The 17,103-nt window shown below is 68.9% G+C and carries 11 protein-coding genes; 6 read left to right on the top strand and 5 right to left on the bottom strand.

The annotated features are described in order from the left end of the window. Positions 1-325 precede the first annotated feature (325 nt). Both JQX13_RS51415 and JQX13_RS51410 read right to left on the bottom strand, forming a co-directional pair. A complete protein-coding gene (locus JQX13_RS51415; RefSeq protein WP_203406669.1) occupies positions 326-895 on the bottom strand; it encodes a DUF642 domain-containing protein in 570 nt (189 codons plus the stop codon). 237 nt (positions 896-1,132) lie between these two features. After that, positions 1,133-2,905 (bottom strand): sigma-54-dependent transcriptional regulator, encoded by a 1,773-nt coding sequence (locus tag JQX13_RS51410; protein ID WP_203406668.1) that lies wholly within the window; start codon positions 2,903-2,905, stop codon positions 1,133-1,135. Between the two features lie 117 nt (positions 2,906-3,022). On the opposite strand from JQX13_RS51410, the gene JQX13_RS55795 reads away from it, so the two are divergent. The 5 genes from JQX13_RS55795 (at position 3,023) to JQX13_RS51385 (ending at position 12,352) form a co-directional block, all read left to right on the top strand. Next, positions 3,023-6,484 carry a serine/threonine-protein kinase PknK gene (locus JQX13_RS55795; protein ID WP_203406667.1) on the top strand — a complete coding sequence of 1,154 codons (3,462 nt, stop codon included), beginning with the start codon at positions 3,023-3,025 and terminating at the stop codon, positions 6,482-6,484. A 46-nt stretch (positions 6,485-6,530) separates the two neighbouring features. After that, on the top strand, positions 6,531-7,994 hold the full coding sequence (locus tag JQX13_RS51400; RefSeq protein ID WP_203406666.1) for a hypothetical protein: 1,464 nt from the start codon (positions 6,531-6,533) through the stop codon (positions 7,992-7,994). A gap of 113 nt (positions 7,995-8,107) precedes the next feature. Further along, positions 8,108-9,421, top strand: a complete 1,314-nt coding sequence (locus JQX13_RS51395) for an ISAs1 family transposase (RefSeq protein WP_203405779.1) — start codon at positions 8,108-8,110, stop codon at positions 9,419-9,421. Between the two features lie 244 nt (positions 9,422-9,665). After that, complete coding sequence (locus JQX13_RS51390) at positions 9,666-10,913, top strand: YcaO-like family protein (RefSeq protein ID WP_203406665.1); 1,248 nt, start codon at positions 9,666-9,668, stop codon at positions 10,911-10,913. Then, positions 10,910-12,352: a TfuA-like protein gene (locus JQX13_RS51385; RefSeq protein ID WP_203406664.1), complete on the top strand. Its 1,443-nt coding sequence runs from the start codon at positions 10,910-10,912 to the stop codon at positions 12,350-12,352. Before JQX13_RS51390 ends, JQX13_RS51385 begins: the two co-directional genes overlap by 4 nt. A gap of 507 nt (positions 12,353-12,859) precedes the next feature. On the opposite strand, the gene JQX13_RS51380 is transcribed toward JQX13_RS51385, so the two are convergent. Next, a complete protein-coding gene (locus JQX13_RS51380) occupies positions 12,860-13,132 on the bottom strand; it encodes a hypothetical protein (RefSeq protein WP_203406663.1) in 273 nt (90 codons plus the stop codon). Between the two features lie 95 nt (positions 13,133-13,227). Here JQX13_RS51380 and JQX13_RS51375 point away from each other — a divergent pair, with 95 nt between their 5' ends. Beyond that, entirely contained in the window at positions 13,228-14,016 is a 789-nt protein-coding gene (locus JQX13_RS51375) for an AraC family transcriptional regulator (RefSeq protein ID WP_203406662.1), read from the top strand. A 381-nt stretch (positions 14,017-14,397) separates the two neighbouring features. On the opposite strand, the gene JQX13_RS51370 is transcribed toward JQX13_RS51375, so the two are convergent. After that, positions 14,398-15,018 (bottom strand): malectin domain-containing carbohydrate-binding protein, encoded by a 621-nt coding sequence (locus JQX13_RS51370; RefSeq protein ID WP_203406661.1) that lies wholly within the window; start codon positions 15,016-15,018, stop codon positions 14,398-14,400. A gap of 971 nt (positions 15,019-15,989) precedes the next feature. Next, positions 15,990-17,030: an aldo/keto reductase gene (locus tag JQX13_RS51365; protein WP_203406660.1), complete on the bottom strand. Its 1,041-nt coding sequence runs from the start codon at positions 17,028-17,030 to the stop codon at positions 15,990-15,992. Positions 17,031-17,103: the final 73 nt, after the last annotated feature.

Genomic DNA, 17,103 nt, shown 5'->3' with positions numbered 1-17,103 from the left:
CTTGGCTTCGCAGCTGTCGCCGGCCCCTGCGCCGGCCTCGGTGCCACGGCTCATTCCGGTGCGCACCGCGACCCGAGGCCAGAGCAAGCGATGTGCCGTGTCGTCCGGGGGAGGCGGTGCCTCGGTGCCACGAGGGCGTGGCGGGCCGCGGCTCTCCGTGCGCGGACCGGCGAGACGCGGTTGCGTGTTCCCGGAGTGCGCTGGGGCACAAGCCGGGTGAAGCAGGTGGACAGCAGGTGCACGAAAACGGCGAGGGCGCCCCCCTGGCGGGAAGCGCCCTCACCGAAGCCTCCAAGAAGAAGCGGAACGTGCTCTCCTGGGGCGATTACTGCCGCGTCCCCAGCGCCGAGCACGTGGCTTTCTGGACGAGCTGAACGTTGTCGATGAACCCGCCAAACGAGTCCGAGTAACTCGGGTCCTCGAACTCGAGCGAGTACGAGTAGGCGGTCGCGGTCACGGGAATGGAGACAGTGGTCCAGTGGGTGTCGTTGAGACCCACCCCGCTCTGGTTGAGCTCCGCCACCACGACGCCGCCCCACCGCACGCGGATCCGGTTGTCGGCGATGCCCGGGCGGGGTGAGTACGCGAAGGACAACTGGTACTGGGCTCCCGGCGTGGTGGAGAGTGATTGGGCGACGGTGGTGGAGCAATAGGAATCCAACTCCAGGAGTTGATTCCCGCTTTCGGCCTTCCAGCCAGCCTCATGATTCTGGAGCTCGATGGCGCAGCCTCGAATGGGACTCCAACCAGGGATGGAGTCGAGGTAGCTGTACGAGCCATGGGGCAAAGCCGGGCTCTCGAAGCTCCCATTGACGATGAGGTTTTCCTGCGCGAAAGCCTGGCTCGCGAGGAGCATCACCGCGCAGCTGACAATCCACCCGTTCTTGTTTCCCATTGTCTCTCTCCGCTTCACTTGACTGCTGGTCGAACAATCCATTGCTTCGGTCTGGGGTGCTCGCCATCCGTCCGGCGCCCCACCGAGGACATCTGCAATCGATTGGCCAGCACGGTCATCCGGGGAGACTCCTTCGGAGGGACCACTGGGAAGTCGCTCGGGCCCAGGCGGCTCGCTGCTGCGGAAGACGCAGGCGCGGCCCTCGCGTCCGCCGCGGTGTGACTCCGCCCCGCGGGGTTACGTGGATTCCCTGCCCGAGGGCCCGGTTTCCTCTTGCAGCTCCGGGAAGGGCAGGGGCTGCTCGATTCCCAACGCCCTGCCCAGCGCTTCGATCTTCTCGAGCTCCCGGCGGAGTGCTCGGTGATGGTTGCGGGTGGCCACCAGCTTCTCGCGACCGAAGCGCTTGAAGGCTTCCTCTCGCCCGAGCCGTTGGCTGGCCACGCCCAGCACGAAGCCGCGGAACGCATCGGTCAGGTCCAGGTCCACGGGCTCGCCCTCGTGCCGCTCCACCGCGTCCACGAGCGCCTCGGCCGCCGCGCGCAGCCGCTCCATCACGGGCGCCCGCGAGCCGGTGGCCGCGTCGTAGCTCAGCGCCTGGGCCACGTGCCGCTCCTCGATGCGCACCTCGCGCACGTCCTCTCCCTGACAGGAGAGGGCCAGCGCGTAGGCCCGACGGATGATGTTGTCGAGCTGCCGCAGGTTGCCAGGCCACGAGGCGGAGGCCAGCCCGCGCTCCGCCTCGGGCGTCAACAGCGCGGTACCGTCCGGCACCCGTTGGCGGTGCCGCCGGCCGGCCATGTACCGCGCCCACAGCGGCACTTCGTCCCGGCGCTCATCCAGGGCCGGCAACCGGATGGGCAGCACGTTGAGCCGGTAGTACAGGTCCTCCCGGAAGCGGCCCTCGCGCACGGCCCCCTTCAGGTCCGCGTTGGTACCAATGATGAAGCGCACGTTGGCGTGCCGCTCCCGCGAGTCCTCGCCCAGCATCCGGTACGTCCGCTCCTCCAGGACGTGCAGCATCGCCGCCTGGGTCCTCAGCGACAGCTTGTCGATTTCATCGATGAACAGCGTCCCTCCCTCGGCACGAGCCACCGCGCCCACGTTGTCCCGCACCGCCCCGGTGAACGCGCCCTTCTTCCAGCCGAAGAGCTCCGCGGCCTGGAGCTCCTCGGGCACGGTCATCAAGTCCAGCACCTCGAAGGGGCCCTGCTTCTGCCTCGAGTTCTCGTGGCACCACCGCGCGAGCCGTGACTTGCCGGCACCGGTGGGGCCGCTGATGAGGAGCGTCTCGTCCTGGCGCGCGAAGACGCGCATCACCGGCAGCAGGTGGCCCATGGCCGCGCCCACCACGGGGAGGAACTCGTCCGCCGTCGCGGCCTCCGCCGGACGCACCGGCAGGTTCACCAGGTAGGGCGCCGCCACGTCGGCCAGCCATTGGAGCGGCTCGGCCAGCTCCCGCCAGATGAAGTCCGTGCCCATGGCGGCTGGGCAGTCCGCCTCCAGGGAGATGAGCCCGTCGATGGCGCCGCCGGGCACTCTCAGTGGAAGGACGAGGACGTGCGAGGCTCGCCGGCCGAGCATGCGCTGACGGCTCTCCGGGCTGTGGAACTCGGAGGCGGGCAGGTTCACCTCACGCGGATCATCGGTGGCAGCGCCGGTGGCGAGGGGTTGCACGGTGCCCGCGTTGACGTCGATCGAAACGGCACCGCGGTGCGTTACCACCGAGCGCCACGCGGTGGTCGAGGTCAGCAGGGTGAGCTCCACGTCCTCGTCGCCCGCCGGGGGCCGCCCCGGGCCCGTCCGCGCGTCCCTCGCCGCGAGCCGGAGGTAACCCTCTCCGGGCCGCAGGTGGACCGTGCCGCGCAGGACGCGGCCGCGCCGCGCGTAGGGGCTGGCGTCGAGCGCCTCCTCCGCGGACCGCAGCATGGACTCGAGCACCGCGTTCGCGGCCTCCTCGAAGTCACCGCACTTCAGAAGGGAGAGCAGCAGCTGCTGGATTCCATCCTGCATCGACGGGGGAGGTTAACAGCGCCCGTCCGCCCGCGACACCCGAGGCTCCCCGAGGGTCAACTGGAAGGCCCTTCCCCAGTTCTCTAGAATCCAGAGCGCGTCCGAGCCGGGGGGGCTATGAGCGCTACATCACAGAGAGCGAAAGTCCCGGGGGGCGGGAGTGCCTCGCCTCCGCTGGAGGTGGCTTCCCTGGGGCCCTATCGGTTGCTGGAGGTGCTCGGCCAGGGCGGCATGGGCGTGGTGTACCGCGCGGTGCATCGCGACACGGGTGAGGCCGTGGCGGTGAAGACGGTCCGGGTCGCGGCCGAGTCCATGCTGGCCGGGCTCCGGCGGGAGATTCACGCGCTCGGCCGGCTCCACCACCCGGGGGTGGTGCGCATCCTCGACCAGGGCCTGCACGACGGGCGGCCCTGGTACGCAATGGAGCTGCTCCAGGGGCAGACGCTGCGCGGCCACCTGGACGCGCTCCGGGCGCGGCGCGAGGCGGGCGTCGCACCTCCGCTGGGCCCCACGCTCACGGTGCTGCGCCGGCTGTGCGCGCCGCTGGCCTTCCTGCACGGCAACGGCATCGTTCACCGAGACCTCAAGCCGGAGAACATCTTCCTGCGGCCGGATGGCGCGCCGGTGTTGGTGGACTTCGGATTCGCGGCGCAGGTGGGTGCCTCCCGTGGGCGCGAGGTGCTCGAGGTCGGCGGCGGCATCGTCGGCAGCGAGGCGTACATGGCGCCGGAGCAGATCCGCGGGGAGTTCGTGGACGCACGGACGGACCTCTACGCGCTCGGGTGCGTCCTCTACGAGGTGGTCACCGGGCAGCCGCCCTTCACGGACCCGAGGGCCGGGAAGATCGTCTTCCAGCACGTCCAACGCCGGCCCGTACCGCCCTCGCGGCGAGTGGCGGGGCTGCCCGAGGGGCTGGACGCGCTCGTGCTCCGGCTGTTGGAGAAGCGCCCCGAGGACCGCCTGGGCTACGCCGAGGACGTGGCGGCGGCCCTGGCGTCGCTGGGCGCGGAGGGTGAGGCGTCCGCCGTGACGCCCCGTTCTCCCACCTACCTCTATCGCCCCGGCTTCTCGGGACGGGCCGAGGCGCTGCGGGTCCTGCGCCGGGGCATCGACGAGGCGCGGGATGGGCGGGGAGGCTGCATCTACCTCGGCGGCGAGAGCGGCGTGGGCAAGACGCGCCTGGCCCTGGAGGCGGCCACCGAGGCGGCCTGGGCGGGGCTCGCGGTGGTGACGGGGGAGTGCATGCCGCTGGATGCGGGAGGGGGCGACACGCGTGGTGCGCCGCTGCACCCCTTCCGTCCCCTGCTGCTCGCCGTGGCGGACCGCTGCCGCGAGCAGGGCGCGGAGGAGACGGCGCGGCTGCTGGGCCCCCGGGGCAAGGTGCTGGCCGCGTTCGAGCCGGGCCTCGCGGACCTTCCCGGCCTGGGGGCGCTGCCGGAGCCGCCTCCGCTGGCCGTTCCCGCCGCGCGTGCCCGCCTCCTGGACGCGCTCCGGGACACCCTGCTGGCCTTCGCCCGCGTCCAGCCGTTGCTGCTCGTCCTGGACGACCTGCAGTGGGCGGACGAGCTCTCCCTGGCCTTCCTCCAGTCGCTGCGGCCCGAGCGCCTGGAGGGCCACGGCGTCCTCGTGGTGGGCACCTGGCGCCTGGAGGAGATGGGCGAGGCGCTGGGGGAGCTGGCCGGGGCTCCGGGCGCGGTGAGCCTCTCCCTGCAACGGCTGGAGGCGGGGAGCGTGGGCGAGATGGTGCGCGGCATGCTGGCGCTGCGCGAGCCCCCGGCGGCGCTGGTGGACTTCCTCGTGCGTCACTCCAGTGGCAACCCCTTCTTCATCGCCGAGTACCTGCGCACGGCGATGGGCGAGGGCATGCTCTTCCGGGACGGGGACGGGGTGTGGCGGCTCCAGCCGCGCGGCGAGAGGGCAGGGGGGCTCGAGGAGGTGCTGCCCCATCCCCGCTCGCTGGCGGAGCTGCTGGAGCGGCGGTTGGGCAACCTCGGCGTGGAGGCGCGGGCGCTGGCACAGCGGGCCGCGGTGCTCGGGCGCGAGTTCGAGCCGGACCTGCTGAAGGACACGGCCGGCCTGGACGACACGGCGGCGATGGAGACGGTGGAGGTGCTGCGCCTGCGGCAGGTGCTGGAGGACGGGGAGGGCGGCCGGCTGCGCTTCGTCCACGACAAGCTGCGCGAGGCGGCCTACGCGCGGCTACCGGAGGAGGAGGCTCTCGCGCTGCACCACCGCGCGGCGGAGGCCCTCGAGGCGCGGTACGCGGCGGCACCCGACGCCGCGCGCCACTCCCCGGTGCTTGGACACCACTGGGCCCGCGCGAAGGTGCACGACCGCGCCGCCACGTGGTTGTCCCGTGCGGCCGAGCGGGCCCGGGCGGCGTACGCGACGAACGAGGCCCTCGGCTTCTACCGCTCCGTGCTCGACGAGCTGCGCCAGCTTCCACCGGAGACGTTGGCACCGGCGCTGCGCGAGACGGAGGCGCGCGCGTACGAGGGCCTGGGCGAGCTGCTGGCCCTCACCGGCCGTCACGAGGAGGCCCGGAGTGCCTTCGCGCGGGCGCTGGCCCGGGTACCCGAGTCCCAGCACCTCGCGCGGGCGCGCGTGCATCTCGGCGTGGGCAGGTCCTGGGAGGCCCAGCACCGCCAGGAGGAGGCCCTGCACGCGCTCGATGCGGCGGAGGCGGCCCTGGGCCCGGTACCGGAGGTGGGGGGCTCACCGGAGTGGTGGCACGTCTGGGTCCAGGTGCAGACCGAGCGTGTCTCCGTCCACTACTGGCGCGCCCGCACGGACGAGGGCGCCGCGCTGCTCCAGCGGGTGCGGCCGGTGGTGGAGGAGCGCGGCACCCCGCTCCAGCGCGCCCACTTCTTTCGCGCGCTCTTCCAGACGGAGGTGCGCCGGGAGCGCTACCGCTTCACTCCCGAGATGATGGGGCACGTGCGCGCCTACCTGGCTGGCTGCGAGGAGGCCGGTGACGAGGCGGAGGTGTGCGTGGCCCGCTCCGGGCTCGCCATCGCGCTGGTGCTCTCCAACGAGCTGGACGAGGCGGAGACGCACCTGCGGCTCATCCTCCGCCTGGCGGAGCGGACGGAGGACGCGATGCTGCGGGCCCGCGGCCTGGGCTACCTGGCGCTGCTCCACCGGATGCGCGCGCGGCCGGAGGAGACGCGGCGCGTGGGCGCCCAGGCCCTCGCGGTGGCCGAGGGGAACAAGATGCTCGACTACACCGGGCTGGCTCGCGCCAACCTCGCCTGGGTGGACTTGCACGAGGGCCGCGCCGCCGAGGCCGAGCAGGGCTTTCGCGCCGCCCTCACCTGCTGGCAGCCGCCCGCCTATGTCTTCCCCTTCCAATGGGTGGCGCTCCTGCCGCTGCTGAGGATGGCCCTGGAGCGGAACCTCCTGGAGGAGGCGGTGGGGCATGCGCGCGTCCTGCTCGGGGGCCGGCTCCAGCGCCTGCCGGATGACGTGGCTCGCCCGTTCGAGCTCGCCTGTGAGGGCTGGGAGCGCGGTGATGTGTCCCGGGTCCGCGAAACCCTCGACCAGGCGCTCACGTCCGCCCGGGTACATGGCTTGCAGTGAAGCCCTCCGCTGTCACGACGCCTCCCCTCACCCCAGGAGAAACAGGATGTCCTCCGAACCTGTCATCACCCTCAAGCTCCAAGGCACCAGTGGTGGGGCTGCTCTCCCGGAACCCAACGAGGCTGCCGTTTTCGAGAACGAGCCGGTGCGCTTCGAGCTGGACCCTCCACCTCCCGCCGGCTTCACACCGGTGTTCTTTCACGAGACCGAGGAGGACGGCGTCACCATCGATTGGGAGCAGCGAACGCTCACCGCGAGCAAGCGGGGCATGGCGAGGATCAGATGCTCCTGGTCCGGTATAGGCATCTCATACGTGGGTCGCTGCTGGCTGGTGGTCCTGCCCACGACCGCCCGTCCCGCCGAGGGAGTCAATGTCATCCGGCACCTGCTCGTCATAGGCCCCGACAAGGATTTCTACCTCTTCAGTCCCCACCAGCCGCAGTGGCCGGTGACTCCGTTCATGCCCGCAAGCCAGGCCGTGCTCTTTGACGGGTTTTGGGGGGGCGGGGAGTTCTTGTTGTCGGTGTCCGAAACCGCTGGCGTCCCCGACGCTTTGTTCGTCATCATTTTCAAGCAAGCGGATGGAACCCAGCACTCCTTCTTCATCATCAACCTCCCGTACCTCCTGTTGATGCTCAAGACGTCGCACCGCGAATACGAGTTCCGCTCGCTGCTTCTCGGCGGCCCCGATCATCGCGGCTACCTCATCCCCTGGACGGGAGAGGGGCACCCCATGGTGTGGCCCACGGTCCCCACGTCCATGGCCAGCAACCCGTTCGTTCCCAGGGAGAATGGGGCGTCCGTCGAGCGGTATCTCCAGGCCAAGGTCCACGACGACCAGCTTGGCGACGTCCTGGCGTATGACCTTGCCGAGCTGCTCCTCCTGCTCAATCGGGAGGATGGCCCCCGAGTGGTGGCCAGTCTGTATTCCAGGTCGGACCAGGGCGCCTACTCGTATCGGTTCTTCCAGGTGGGGAGTCTCGGCATTCAGGCCCTGGATGAAGACATCCAGCAGGACGAGCTGTGGGACTATCAGGGGGGAGCGTTGCGAGCCGGTGTGCTGTGCTCGCGCGTGAGCACGAGCACTCGCGACACCTATCTGTACAACATCAATTCCTACGCCGACGCCGCGGAAGCATGGGCGCCCAGCCATGATTTGCGGAATGAGTTGCTCGTCCGTACGCCCGGGCCCCAGGCCGGGTACGGCTATTACTACTGTTTCTTCAACGAGGGCCACGACGACAACTGGGGGGACTCCGCCGCGGGTGGCAATACCGATATGGCTCAACACCTGGTGGATTCGAGCAAGATTCCTTTCAGCATCCTTCTAAGAGTCAATAGTGGCCTCGCGACCGGAATGATCCTGGATATTGCGTCCTCGGAGCCCGCGCTGCGCGCGGATGTCACTTCTGAGTTCATCAGCTGCTATCTGCTCAACCTCTCCACCCTGCTGCCCAGGCTTGATTCAAAGTCCCACGGGAGAGGTCATCCCACCCGGGCCTACGGCTGAAGTATAGTCCCGCCTACAGGCGCCCACCGGAGGCGAGCAGCCGCGGGCAGATCGCGAGGGGGAGCGCCAGCACAGAGCCGGAGACGGGCCGGACAGGTCCGGGGAGAAGAAGGATGAGTGGGAAGAAAAACCGGGGCGGGAGGACTGGCGGGCCCTCCACCCCCCAAGCGGGAAACGGGAAGGGGAAGAAGGACGAGCAGGAAACCCCCTCCCGCGTGCAGAGGATGATGGCGAGCCTGGGGCTGACATTCAAGGAGGTAAAGGACCCCCGGGCCCGCCGGGGACAGAGGCACCCGCTGGCGGCGATGTTGATGCTGCTGGTGCAGGCGCTGGCGGTGGGGCGGCGGGTGTTGAGGCATGCCGAGGCGCTGGGGGAGGACATGCTGCGCGAAGGCACGGCGCCCGAGGGGCTGAAGCGGCCGGTGTCCGACACGACGTTGGATAGGCTGCTGGGGAAGTTGGAGCCAGAGGGGTTGGAGCAGGAGGTGCACCAGATGGTGCACCGAGGCCTGGAAGTGGGGCTGATACGCCATGAGCTCTTCGCCCGGGGCGTCGTCAGCATTGACGGGAAGGCAGGGGAGAGCACGCCGGGGCAGCCGCCGTGCGAGCCGAGCCACACGACGAAGGATGAGCAGGGGCGGGAGTACTGGTACCCGTACGCGCTGCGCGCCAGTCTCACCAGCAGCGCGGCCCAGCCGGTGCTCGACCAGAAGTTGCTGGAAGGCAAGCAGGGAGAGGCGACGGCGTTCCCGGAGTTGTTCAAACGGGTGGTGGAGAAGTTCGGGCGGCATTTCGAGTACGTGACAGTGGACGCGGGAATGACGAGCGCGGCCAATGCGCGGGTGGTGAGGGAGGCGGGCAAGCACTACCTGATGGCGCTCAAGGAGAACTTCCACCGGCTACATGACAAGGCGTGGGTGGCGCTGGCGGTGGCGCCAGTGAAGGTGCGCACGCGCGAGCGGACGAGCGGGGAGTGGGTGGAGAGGGAGTTGAGGGTGGTGGACAAGCCGCCAGAGGAGGACTTTCCCGGCGCCCAGCAATGGGTATGGGTGAGGCAGACGCGAACCAGAGACGGCGAGCTGCCGAAGGTGGAGACGCGGCTGTTCCTCACCTCCATTCCCACAGGGCAACTGTCCCCGGAGCGGATGCTGACGTTGGTACGCCGGCACTGGGGGATTGAGAACGGGCCCAACTGGACAGCGGACGTGGTGCTGGAGGAGGACAGCGCCTCGCCCAGCCTGCGAGGCAATGCACCCCTGGTACTCAGCTGGCTGCGTTTGCTGGCCTACAACCTGCTGGCCCTGGTGCGCACGCACCTGCCGACTCGCGACAAACGGCCCCAAAGCTTCGCACGCACCATGGAGGTGCTCTACCAGGGCCTGTTGGGTCTGGCCGTGCTGCCCGAGAGTCTGGCCACACTTGCCTGAGCGCCCGCCAGCTGCTCCCGCTCCGGCCTTCCCGCGCCTCTTCTCCCCTGGCTGTTCGGCCTGTGTACCTTCACTCCTGTCCTTCCACGGCGCCCCTCTTTCAGGCGCCGTCCGGAGGGATGCTCCCTCTTTGCCTGTGAATGTCTGGACTTGCTCTCCGCCTCTTCAAAACCTCTCCTACGGACTTTGGATCAATCCTGACCCTGCTGCCGCGGTAGCCGCGAGCTGCCGGAGGAGTATGTTCATGAATCCAGCCACCCGCGCTCCACGGGCAGCGGCCGTCAAACGGTTCCATGCCGGGACGCACCGGATCATCCCGCCCGAGGAGACGCTGGAGCGTCTGCGCCCGCTGCTGCCAGCCATGGGCATCACCCGCATCGCCAACGTCACCGGGCTGGACACGCTCGGCATCCCGGTGGTGATGGTGTGCCGGCCCAACTCGCGCTCCCTCTCCGTCTCCCAGGGGAAGGGGCTGGACCTGGCCGCCGCGAAGGCCTCCGGCATCATGGAGTCGGTGGAGCTCTTCCACGCCGAGCGCGTCGCGGCGCCGCTGCTGCTCGGCGGCCTCCGCGAGCTGAGGGGCTCCCGGCCGCTCATCGACCTGGACGGGCTTCCCCGGCTGTCGGTGAGTGGCTTCCACGACGCGCTGCAGATGCTGTGGTGCGAGGGCTTCGACCTGGTGGGCGGAGGGCGGCTGTGGCTGCCATTCGAGCTGGTGCACATGAACTACACCGTCCCGCTGCCCCCGGGCAGCGGCTCGTTCCTCATGAGCTCTCGAGGGCTGGCCTCCGGCAACCACCCGCTGGAGGCGGTGAGCCACGGGCTGTGTGAGCTGGTGGAGCACGACGCCGCCACCCTGTGGCGTCGTCGGGACGAGGTGGCGCGGGCGCGCACCCGGTTGGAGCTGGGCACGGTGGACGACGCGGGCTGCCGGGAGCTGCTGGAGCGGTACGCGCGCGCGGGTGTCGAGGTGGCTGTCTGGGAATCGACCTCGGACATTGGTCTCGCCAGCTTCATCTGCACCATCGACGAGCGTGAGCCTGACCCGGCGCGCCCCATTCCCCCCATGACCGGCATGGGCTGCCACCCGGCGCGCGAGGTGGCGCTGATGCGGGCGCTGACGGAGGCCGCCCAGAGCCGCCTCACCTTCATCGCCGGCTCGCGGGACGACGTGCTGCACGGGGCCTATGCGAGCGGGAGGGACTCGGACGCCCTTCGCCACTGGCGCGAGCGGACGCGGGGGGAGCGGCCCACGCGCCACTTCCACGAGGCTCCCACCCATCGCGCGGAGACGTTCGAGGAGGATGTGGATTGGGAGTTGAAGCGGCTCGTGGCCGCGGGGCTGACGCAGGTGGTGGCGGTGGACCTCTCCCGGCCCGAGTTCCGCGTCGCGGTCTCCCGGGTGGTCATCCCCGGGCTGGAGCCGCTCGATGACACGCCGGGGTACATTCCGGGCCCGCGCGTCCGGCGGATGAGGGAGTGTGGCGCATGAGTGTGTATGTCTTCACTGGGCCCACGCTTCCGGCGGAGGAGGCCCGCGCCGAGCTGGACGCCGTCTATCTCCCGCCCGCCGCTCAGGGAGACGTGTACCGCGCCGCGCTGGAGAAGCCCCGGGCCATCGGCATCATCGACGGGTACTTCGAGCGCATGCCCTCCATCTGGCACAAGGAGATCCTCTGGGCCATGTCCCAGGGCATCCCCGTCTTCGGCGCCTCCAGCATGGGCGCGCTGCGGGCCGCGGAGCTGGCGGCGTTCGGCATGGTGGGTGTGGGCAATATCTTCGAGGCCTTCCACCGGGGCGAGCTGGAGGACGATGACGAGGTGGCGGTGGTGCACGCGCCGGCCGAGGACGGCTTCCGTCCGCTCTCCGAGGCGATGGTCAACATCCGCGCCACGCTGAGGGCCGCCGAGGCACAGGGGCTCATCGGACCCCCGCTGCGCGAGATGCTGGAGCGGATGGCCAAGGGGCTGTTCTATCCGGACCGCGTCTGGCCGGGCCTGCTCGCGCGGGCGGCCGGGGCGGGGGGCTCGCGGGAGGAGCTGGACGCGCTGCGAGCCTGGCTGCCGCGGGGGAGGGTGGAGCAGAAGAAGCGGGACGCGCTCGCGCTGCTGCGGGCGATGCGGGCGCACCTGGAGGCTCCGCCGGAGCCCCCGCGCGTGCGGTACACCTTCGAGCGGACGGATGCCTGGGTGGCGTTGGAGAATCGCACGGAGCGGCAGCCGCTCGGAGGGAGCGGGACGGCGGACCCGGGCTCGATGGAGTCCCTGTTGGACGAGCTGCGGCTCTCGGGGCGCCTCACGCCCGCGCAGGAGGGAGCGCTGGGCCGTGCGCTGGCGCTGGAGCTGACCCGGAGGATGGGGCGTGCCGTCCCGCCGGAGGTGCTGCGGCAGACGGCCGAGGACTTCCGGCGTGAACGGGGCCTCCTCGAGGTGGCCGAGCTCCAGCACTGGCTCGAGACGCAGCGGGTGGCGGCGCCCGAGCCCTTCTTCCAGGACGAGGCCCGGGTGCGGTGGGTGCGGACGATGTTCGCCTCGGACGTGGCGCGGTGCCTCGCGGACCACCTGCGCGCGACGGGGGAGCTGGGCCCACTGCTGGCGCGCGCGGAGGACAAGCAGCGGGTGCTGGTGGCACGAGGCCTGGAGGAGCCGGGGCTGACCGAGGCCGGACTCACCGAGGAAGCGCTGTGGCGCTGGTACTTCGAGGAGCACCTGCGCACTCCCGTCCCCTCGGAGCTCGCCCGGCACGCGCGCTCCGCTGGCTTCGAGAGCATGGCCCTGCTGCGGCGCGCGGCACTGCGCGAGTACGTCTACGCCCGCGAGTGCGTGCCCGCTGCTTCCGCGTCCGCATCCGCGTCCGCGCGGGACGCGGGCCCCGCCTCCGTGGACAGTGCCTCCGAGGAAGGGGAGCGGCCGCGGCGGGTTGGCGCATGACTTGCTCATCGTCCGCTGGCCTTCCCACCCCACTTCGTGGAGCCACGGATGACCGCGAAAGTCTCGAGACACCTCCTCTCGTTGCACCGCGCTCCGGGCGCGAATCTCCGGCCATTGCTCCCCCACGCAGGAGCGGAGGAGTCGAGCGTGGAGCTCGAGGCAGCGGCCAGGAAGGCGCCGATGACGCAGAGGAATCCGCGAGTGGACCGGGCAGAGTAGCAGAAGAGGATGTTCGACTTTGACGGAGTATAGAGGAGATGACGCAGCTTGGCAGCCACGGGCGCGGAGACCCATTGTTGCCTGGCCTCATCCTCAATGGGCCCGGCCCGCGTCAGTCTGCCCCGTGGGCGCAAGCCGGTGATTGCACCGTCATCGCACTGAGCCTCCCACGAGGCCCACCCCGTGTGAGTTCCTTCACAGCTCGACGCGGGTGCCGTCGAAGCGGGCCCAGCGTCGCCAGCGAGTTCACGAAGCTGCGGCGGCTCCTGGCCGGCCCGGCGCGCTTCTTCACCGGGCCGGCGCTCCCCGCTCGTGCTTGGCGACGAACGCGCGTACGGTCTCGTTGCGGATTTCGAAGACGTCGAACACGCCAAGGGCCCGGAGCGCGGGCAAGAGTTCGACGATGTGCCGCTCCGCTTCCGTGCGCGCCTCTTCCGAGGCAGCCGGATCACTCAGCACGCGAGCGTTGGCCATGAACGCGGCCACCGAGCCCTTCCGCGCGAGAATTCCACCAAGCCGGACTTCGTTCACGTCGTCGGGTAGGATGTCCTGTGGGCGCATCGTCTGCTCCTGGATGGGTTGTAGACGCGGGCATGCTATCTCCCGCGGATTGGCCCGGCTGACGGCTCCGGGACAATCCGCATCGAGAATGGGCCATGAACACACCGCTCATACCCAGGGAGCTCGCCAATCAGTCCGAGGGACCCGAGATCATCGCCGCACGCCGCAAGAGCGAGCCGGACCGCGAGACGCAATGGCATCGGCACGCACGCGCCCAGCTCTTCGCCACCCTCTCCGGTTTGATGACGGTGCGCACGAACGCGGGCCGGTGGGTGATGCCACCGGGCCGGGCGGTATGGATTCCACCGGACTGCCGTCATGCCGTCCGATTCCATGGAGTCATCGACGGATGGGCCGTGTACGTGACACCTCGCGCGTGCGGCTCGCTCCCCGACACGCCTCGCGTCGTCGCCATCTCGGGCCTTCTGCGTGAGGCGATCTGCCGCGCGGCGACCTGGTCTCCGAAAAGCGCTCCGCTCGATGCACGGCAGGCACGGATCGCCCGTGTGATTCTCGACGAGCTCTCCGAGGCCATCGAGGAACCGCTCCACCTGCCGATGCCTCGCAGCCCGGGACTCGCGAAGATCGCTCACGCCATCGCGAGCAATCCGGCGGACCGCCGGACCCTGGACGACTGGGCCCGCTTCGGGAACATGACGAAGCGAACGCTGACGAGGCGATTCTTCGCCGAAACGGGAATGACCGTGGCCGAATGGCGAACGCGCGCCCGGCTCCTCGTGGCACTCGAGCGCCTGGTGGCGGGAGAGGCCGTCACCTCCATTGCCCTGGATCTGGGCTACGAGAGCGTCAGCGCCTTCATCGCCATGTTCCGTCGAACGTTCTCGACAACGCCAAAGAAGTTCCTGATGGCCGACAGCCCGTGATCGTGTGGCTCTGTCGCTTGCGTCGCCGGACTACGGGTGGGTGGACGAGGTGCTCGGCCGGGCCCTGCTCGACCCCTGAGCGACATCCGACCTTGCCGCAGTATCCGGCTCCTTCTGGGGCTCCGTGCACGCACCGAGCACCATCAGGATTCCGGTGACGCAAGCTCGCACTCCGATGCGACGAGCGCTCATTCCACTACCCTCCAGATGAGACAGCCTGGACACCAGGAGAGTGGGGCGTGCCGGAGAGTTCGCGTTCAGCCAGGTCTTCACACCTACGTCTACATCGTGAATTTGTGCTCCTCTTCGAGGCCGCAGGCACTATTCACGAGCGCCAGATGGCTGAACGCCTGGGAGATGCCATCCCGCAGCGCGGCGTTCTCACTCGCGGACGCGCACCTCGATGCCGTTCACCATCGGCTGATCCTTCGATCCGCGCGAAAAGTCCACGTTGATGGTGCCGTTGGCGTCCGCACTCACGGAGTACAGCAGAGTCGTTGCCCTGAACGGGCCGCCCGCGAGAGAAACGACATCGATGTCGGTATACACCGTACCATTGAGGGACACATTGAACCGGCGCTGACCCGGCGTCGAGAAGTACAGCTCCGCGAAGTGGAGAACCACGGCGTAAACGCCCCGCGGATTCAGCCCCGTGAACGAGTAGCCAAACTCACTACCCTGGCGCGCATCCGAGTAGATCTCGGGCGGCCCCGCGAGCCACACACCCGTGGTGTTCACGGGCTGTGAGACGTTCGAGAACACGTCGCCTTGCGTGAAGTAGTCATCTGCGGTGAAGCCACCCACCGCGTCACCGCCAGCGTTCACCGCGTAGACATCATGCGGCGGCAGCACTGCGAGCTCCACGCTGGCGCCGTCGGTCACAGCCGCCGCGGTCTCCGAGAGTGCGGCGTCTGTCTGACCGCTCGGCTCCTCTGGCGAGAGGCAGCCAGTAACACCGACCGAGAACAACAGCGAGATGAGAAATTGATATACAACCTTCATGATCGAACTCCTTGAATATGAATGACGAATCGATGTGGGGCGCGCTCGTCGCGTCGTGGCTAACACGGCTCGCGTGGACGGCGCAACTCGCAACGCATGCCATGGCAAGCAATACAGCCGCGCCTCAGAATTCTACGCTCATCTCGTCATGACGGTGTACGCAAAATGACAGGCAATTTGCTTTTGGTAGATGGCGGGTCGCTCTCGTCGATGTTGTCCTCGACCTTCCCAAGGAGCCGTCCGGTGCTCAGGTCCACCAGAGCGCCCTGGATGTAGGGTGGCGACGTCCATGAACCACAGCCGCCTGGTGGAGTCCGCCTCGGAGGACTGGACCACCAGGGCGCGAGTGCCCTCGGTGTAGTTCACCTCTCCCTCCACGGGCACCGGGTGCACGGTGGCGTATAGAAGCCCGGCCTGGTCCAATCGTGGTGTGCGCTGCTCCTCCAGGCGCCGGACTTCGCGGCCGTCAGCGCGCAGTCGGCGACCTCGCGCACGTTCCAGCTCAGCCCCGGCCTGCTCGCGGTGAGCCAGGATGCTTCGCCGCGAGTAGCGCTCTCATCACTCCTCCGTCATCTCATGGCGGCCTCACCGATGACGGGCCGCAGAACTCCTACCTGGAGTAAATATTCCACCGAGGTGCTGCCACTGTGCATAGGCGGGAGAGAAGCCATGTGGAGGGAGAGGGCTGGAGGGGAGGGCCGAGAAGGGCCTGTGCCGGGGTCAGCAAGGCCGCGCGCACCCCAGCGGAGGCCGTCACATACGCCAACACCTTTCGCCTGCCTCCACACAGCGGACAGGCGAACACGTGTGTCCTCGGGTCCTCCGCACCCCACCACGGTGTGGATATCCGTCACCGTGGGCGGGAAGACCGCGTTCTTCGGCGTGGTCATGCCCGACTGGAACAACAGCACGCGGCCGAACTCGTCCCGTCCCGCTTGTAATTACTGTACGAGCGCCCCACGCTTGCCGCCTCAGGCGGCGGACCCGCCTCTTGCGGATTCAACTCCGCTCCCGCTCGAGGGAGCCCTGAAATCCTCTCGTCCGAGGATCCGGTCGATCTCCTGCATCTGCCGCGGGGTCAGTGGTCCGAATTCCAGAGCGCGGGCATTTTCCTCCGCCTGCGCCACCGTGCGGAATCCCGGAATCGGCAGGGTCACCGGGCTGTGTGCCCACAGCCAGGCCAGTGCGCCCTGGGCAGGGGTCCGGCCCTGGGAGGTGAGGATGTCCTTCACCTGCTCCAGGCGGGCAAGCCATTCAGGATTGGGCTGACCGTTCTGGAAGTACTTCATCCATGGTACGTTGGCACCGCGAATGTCGGTGGAGTCGAAGCGTGCACCCCTGGCGTATTTTCCGGTCAGCAGGCCCATTGCCAGAGGACCCCGGTTGATGCTGGCCATGCCCATCTCCTCGCAGAGCCTGAGCATTTCAGGATTGTCCTCGAAGATGTTGAGCTGGTGCTGGATGGCCGCACAGTGCTTTCCGGCGGTGAAAGCCCTGGCCCGCACCGGATCATCGGTGCTCCATCCATAGGCGCGGATGTGGCCCTCCGCCACCAGGGATTCCAGGGTGTCCAGCACCTCATCCACCTGATCCGCGGGATGGTCGCCCACATGGAACTGGAACAGGTCGATGTATTCCGTACCCAACCTGCGCAGGCTGGCCTCGCAGGAGCGGCGGATGGCTTCCTGATGGACCTCCGGACCGTCTACCAGCTTCTGGTCGTCCAGCACCCGGTAGCCGAACTTCGTGGCGATCACCACGCTGGACCTGTGACTGCCGAGGGCCTTTCCTAGAATCCTCTCACTGTGTCCAGCCCCATAATTGGCAGCGGTGTCGAAGAAGGTCACGCCCAGGTCGACCGCCCTCTGGATCGCCTGGATGGATTCCCGGTCGTCCACCGGTCCGTAACCCCATTCGTCGGTGCCGCCCCGGAAGGGGCCTCCGATGGTCCATCCGCCCAGTCCGAGGGCGCTGACCTGAATGCCTGTGTTTCCCAGCTTGCGTTTAGACATGACTCCTCCTTGGCCTCGCTTCTGGCGAAACCTCTTGCGTGGGTTTTCTGTTGTTGTGCGGGAGTGGTGTTTC

This window comes from Archangium violaceum (genome assembly GCF_016859125.1).
Classification (GTDB): domain Bacteria; phylum Myxococcota; class Myxococcia; order Myxococcales; family Myxococcaceae; genus Archangium; species Archangium violaceum_A.
This window is presented reverse-complemented; position numbering and strand designations above follow the sequence as displayed.

Excerpts from the sequence above, each read along its gene's own strand:
- JQX13_RS51365 (WP_203406660.1), bottom strand. The coding sequence starts at position 17,030 with ATGTCTAAACGCAAGCTGGGAAACACAGGCATTCAGGTCAGCGCCCTC.
- JQX13_RS51410 (WP_203406668.1), bottom strand. The coding sequence starts at position 2,905 with ATGCAGGATGGAATCCAGCAGCTGCTGCTCTCCCTTCTGAAGTGCGGT.
- JQX13_RS51390 (WP_203406665.1), top strand. The coding sequence starts at position 9,666 with ATGAATCCAGCCACCCGCGCTCCACGGGCAGCGGCCGTCAAACGGTTC.
- JQX13_RS55795 (WP_203406667.1), top strand. The coding sequence starts at position 3,023 with ATGAGCGCTACATCACAGAGAGCGAAAGTCCCGGGGGGCGGGAGTGCC.
- JQX13_RS51400 (WP_203406666.1), top strand. The coding sequence starts at position 6,531 with ATGTCCTCCGAACCTGTCATCACCCTCAAGCTCCAAGGCACCAGTGGT.
- JQX13_RS51375 (WP_203406662.1), top strand. The coding sequence starts at position 13,228 with ATGAACACACCGCTCATACCCAGGGAGCTCGCCAATCAGTCCGAGGGA.
- JQX13_RS51415 (WP_203406669.1), bottom strand. The coding sequence starts at position 895 with ATGGGAAACAAGAACGGGTGGATTGTCAGCTGCGCGGTGATGCTCCTC.
- JQX13_RS51395 (WP_203405779.1), top strand. The coding sequence starts at position 8,108 with ATGAGTGGGAAGAAAAACCGGGGCGGGAGGACTGGCGGGCCCTCCACC.
- JQX13_RS51380 (WP_203406663.1), bottom strand. The coding sequence starts at position 13,132 with ATGCGCCCACAGGACATCCTACCCGACGACGTGAACGAAGTCCGGCTT.
- JQX13_RS51370 (WP_203406661.1), bottom strand. The coding sequence starts at position 15,018 with ATGAAGGTTGTATATCAATTTCTCATCTCGCTGTTGTTCTCGGTCGGT.
- JQX13_RS51385 (WP_203406664.1), top strand. The coding sequence starts at position 10,910 with ATGAGTGTGTATGTCTTCACTGGGCCCACGCTTCCGGCGGAGGAGGCC.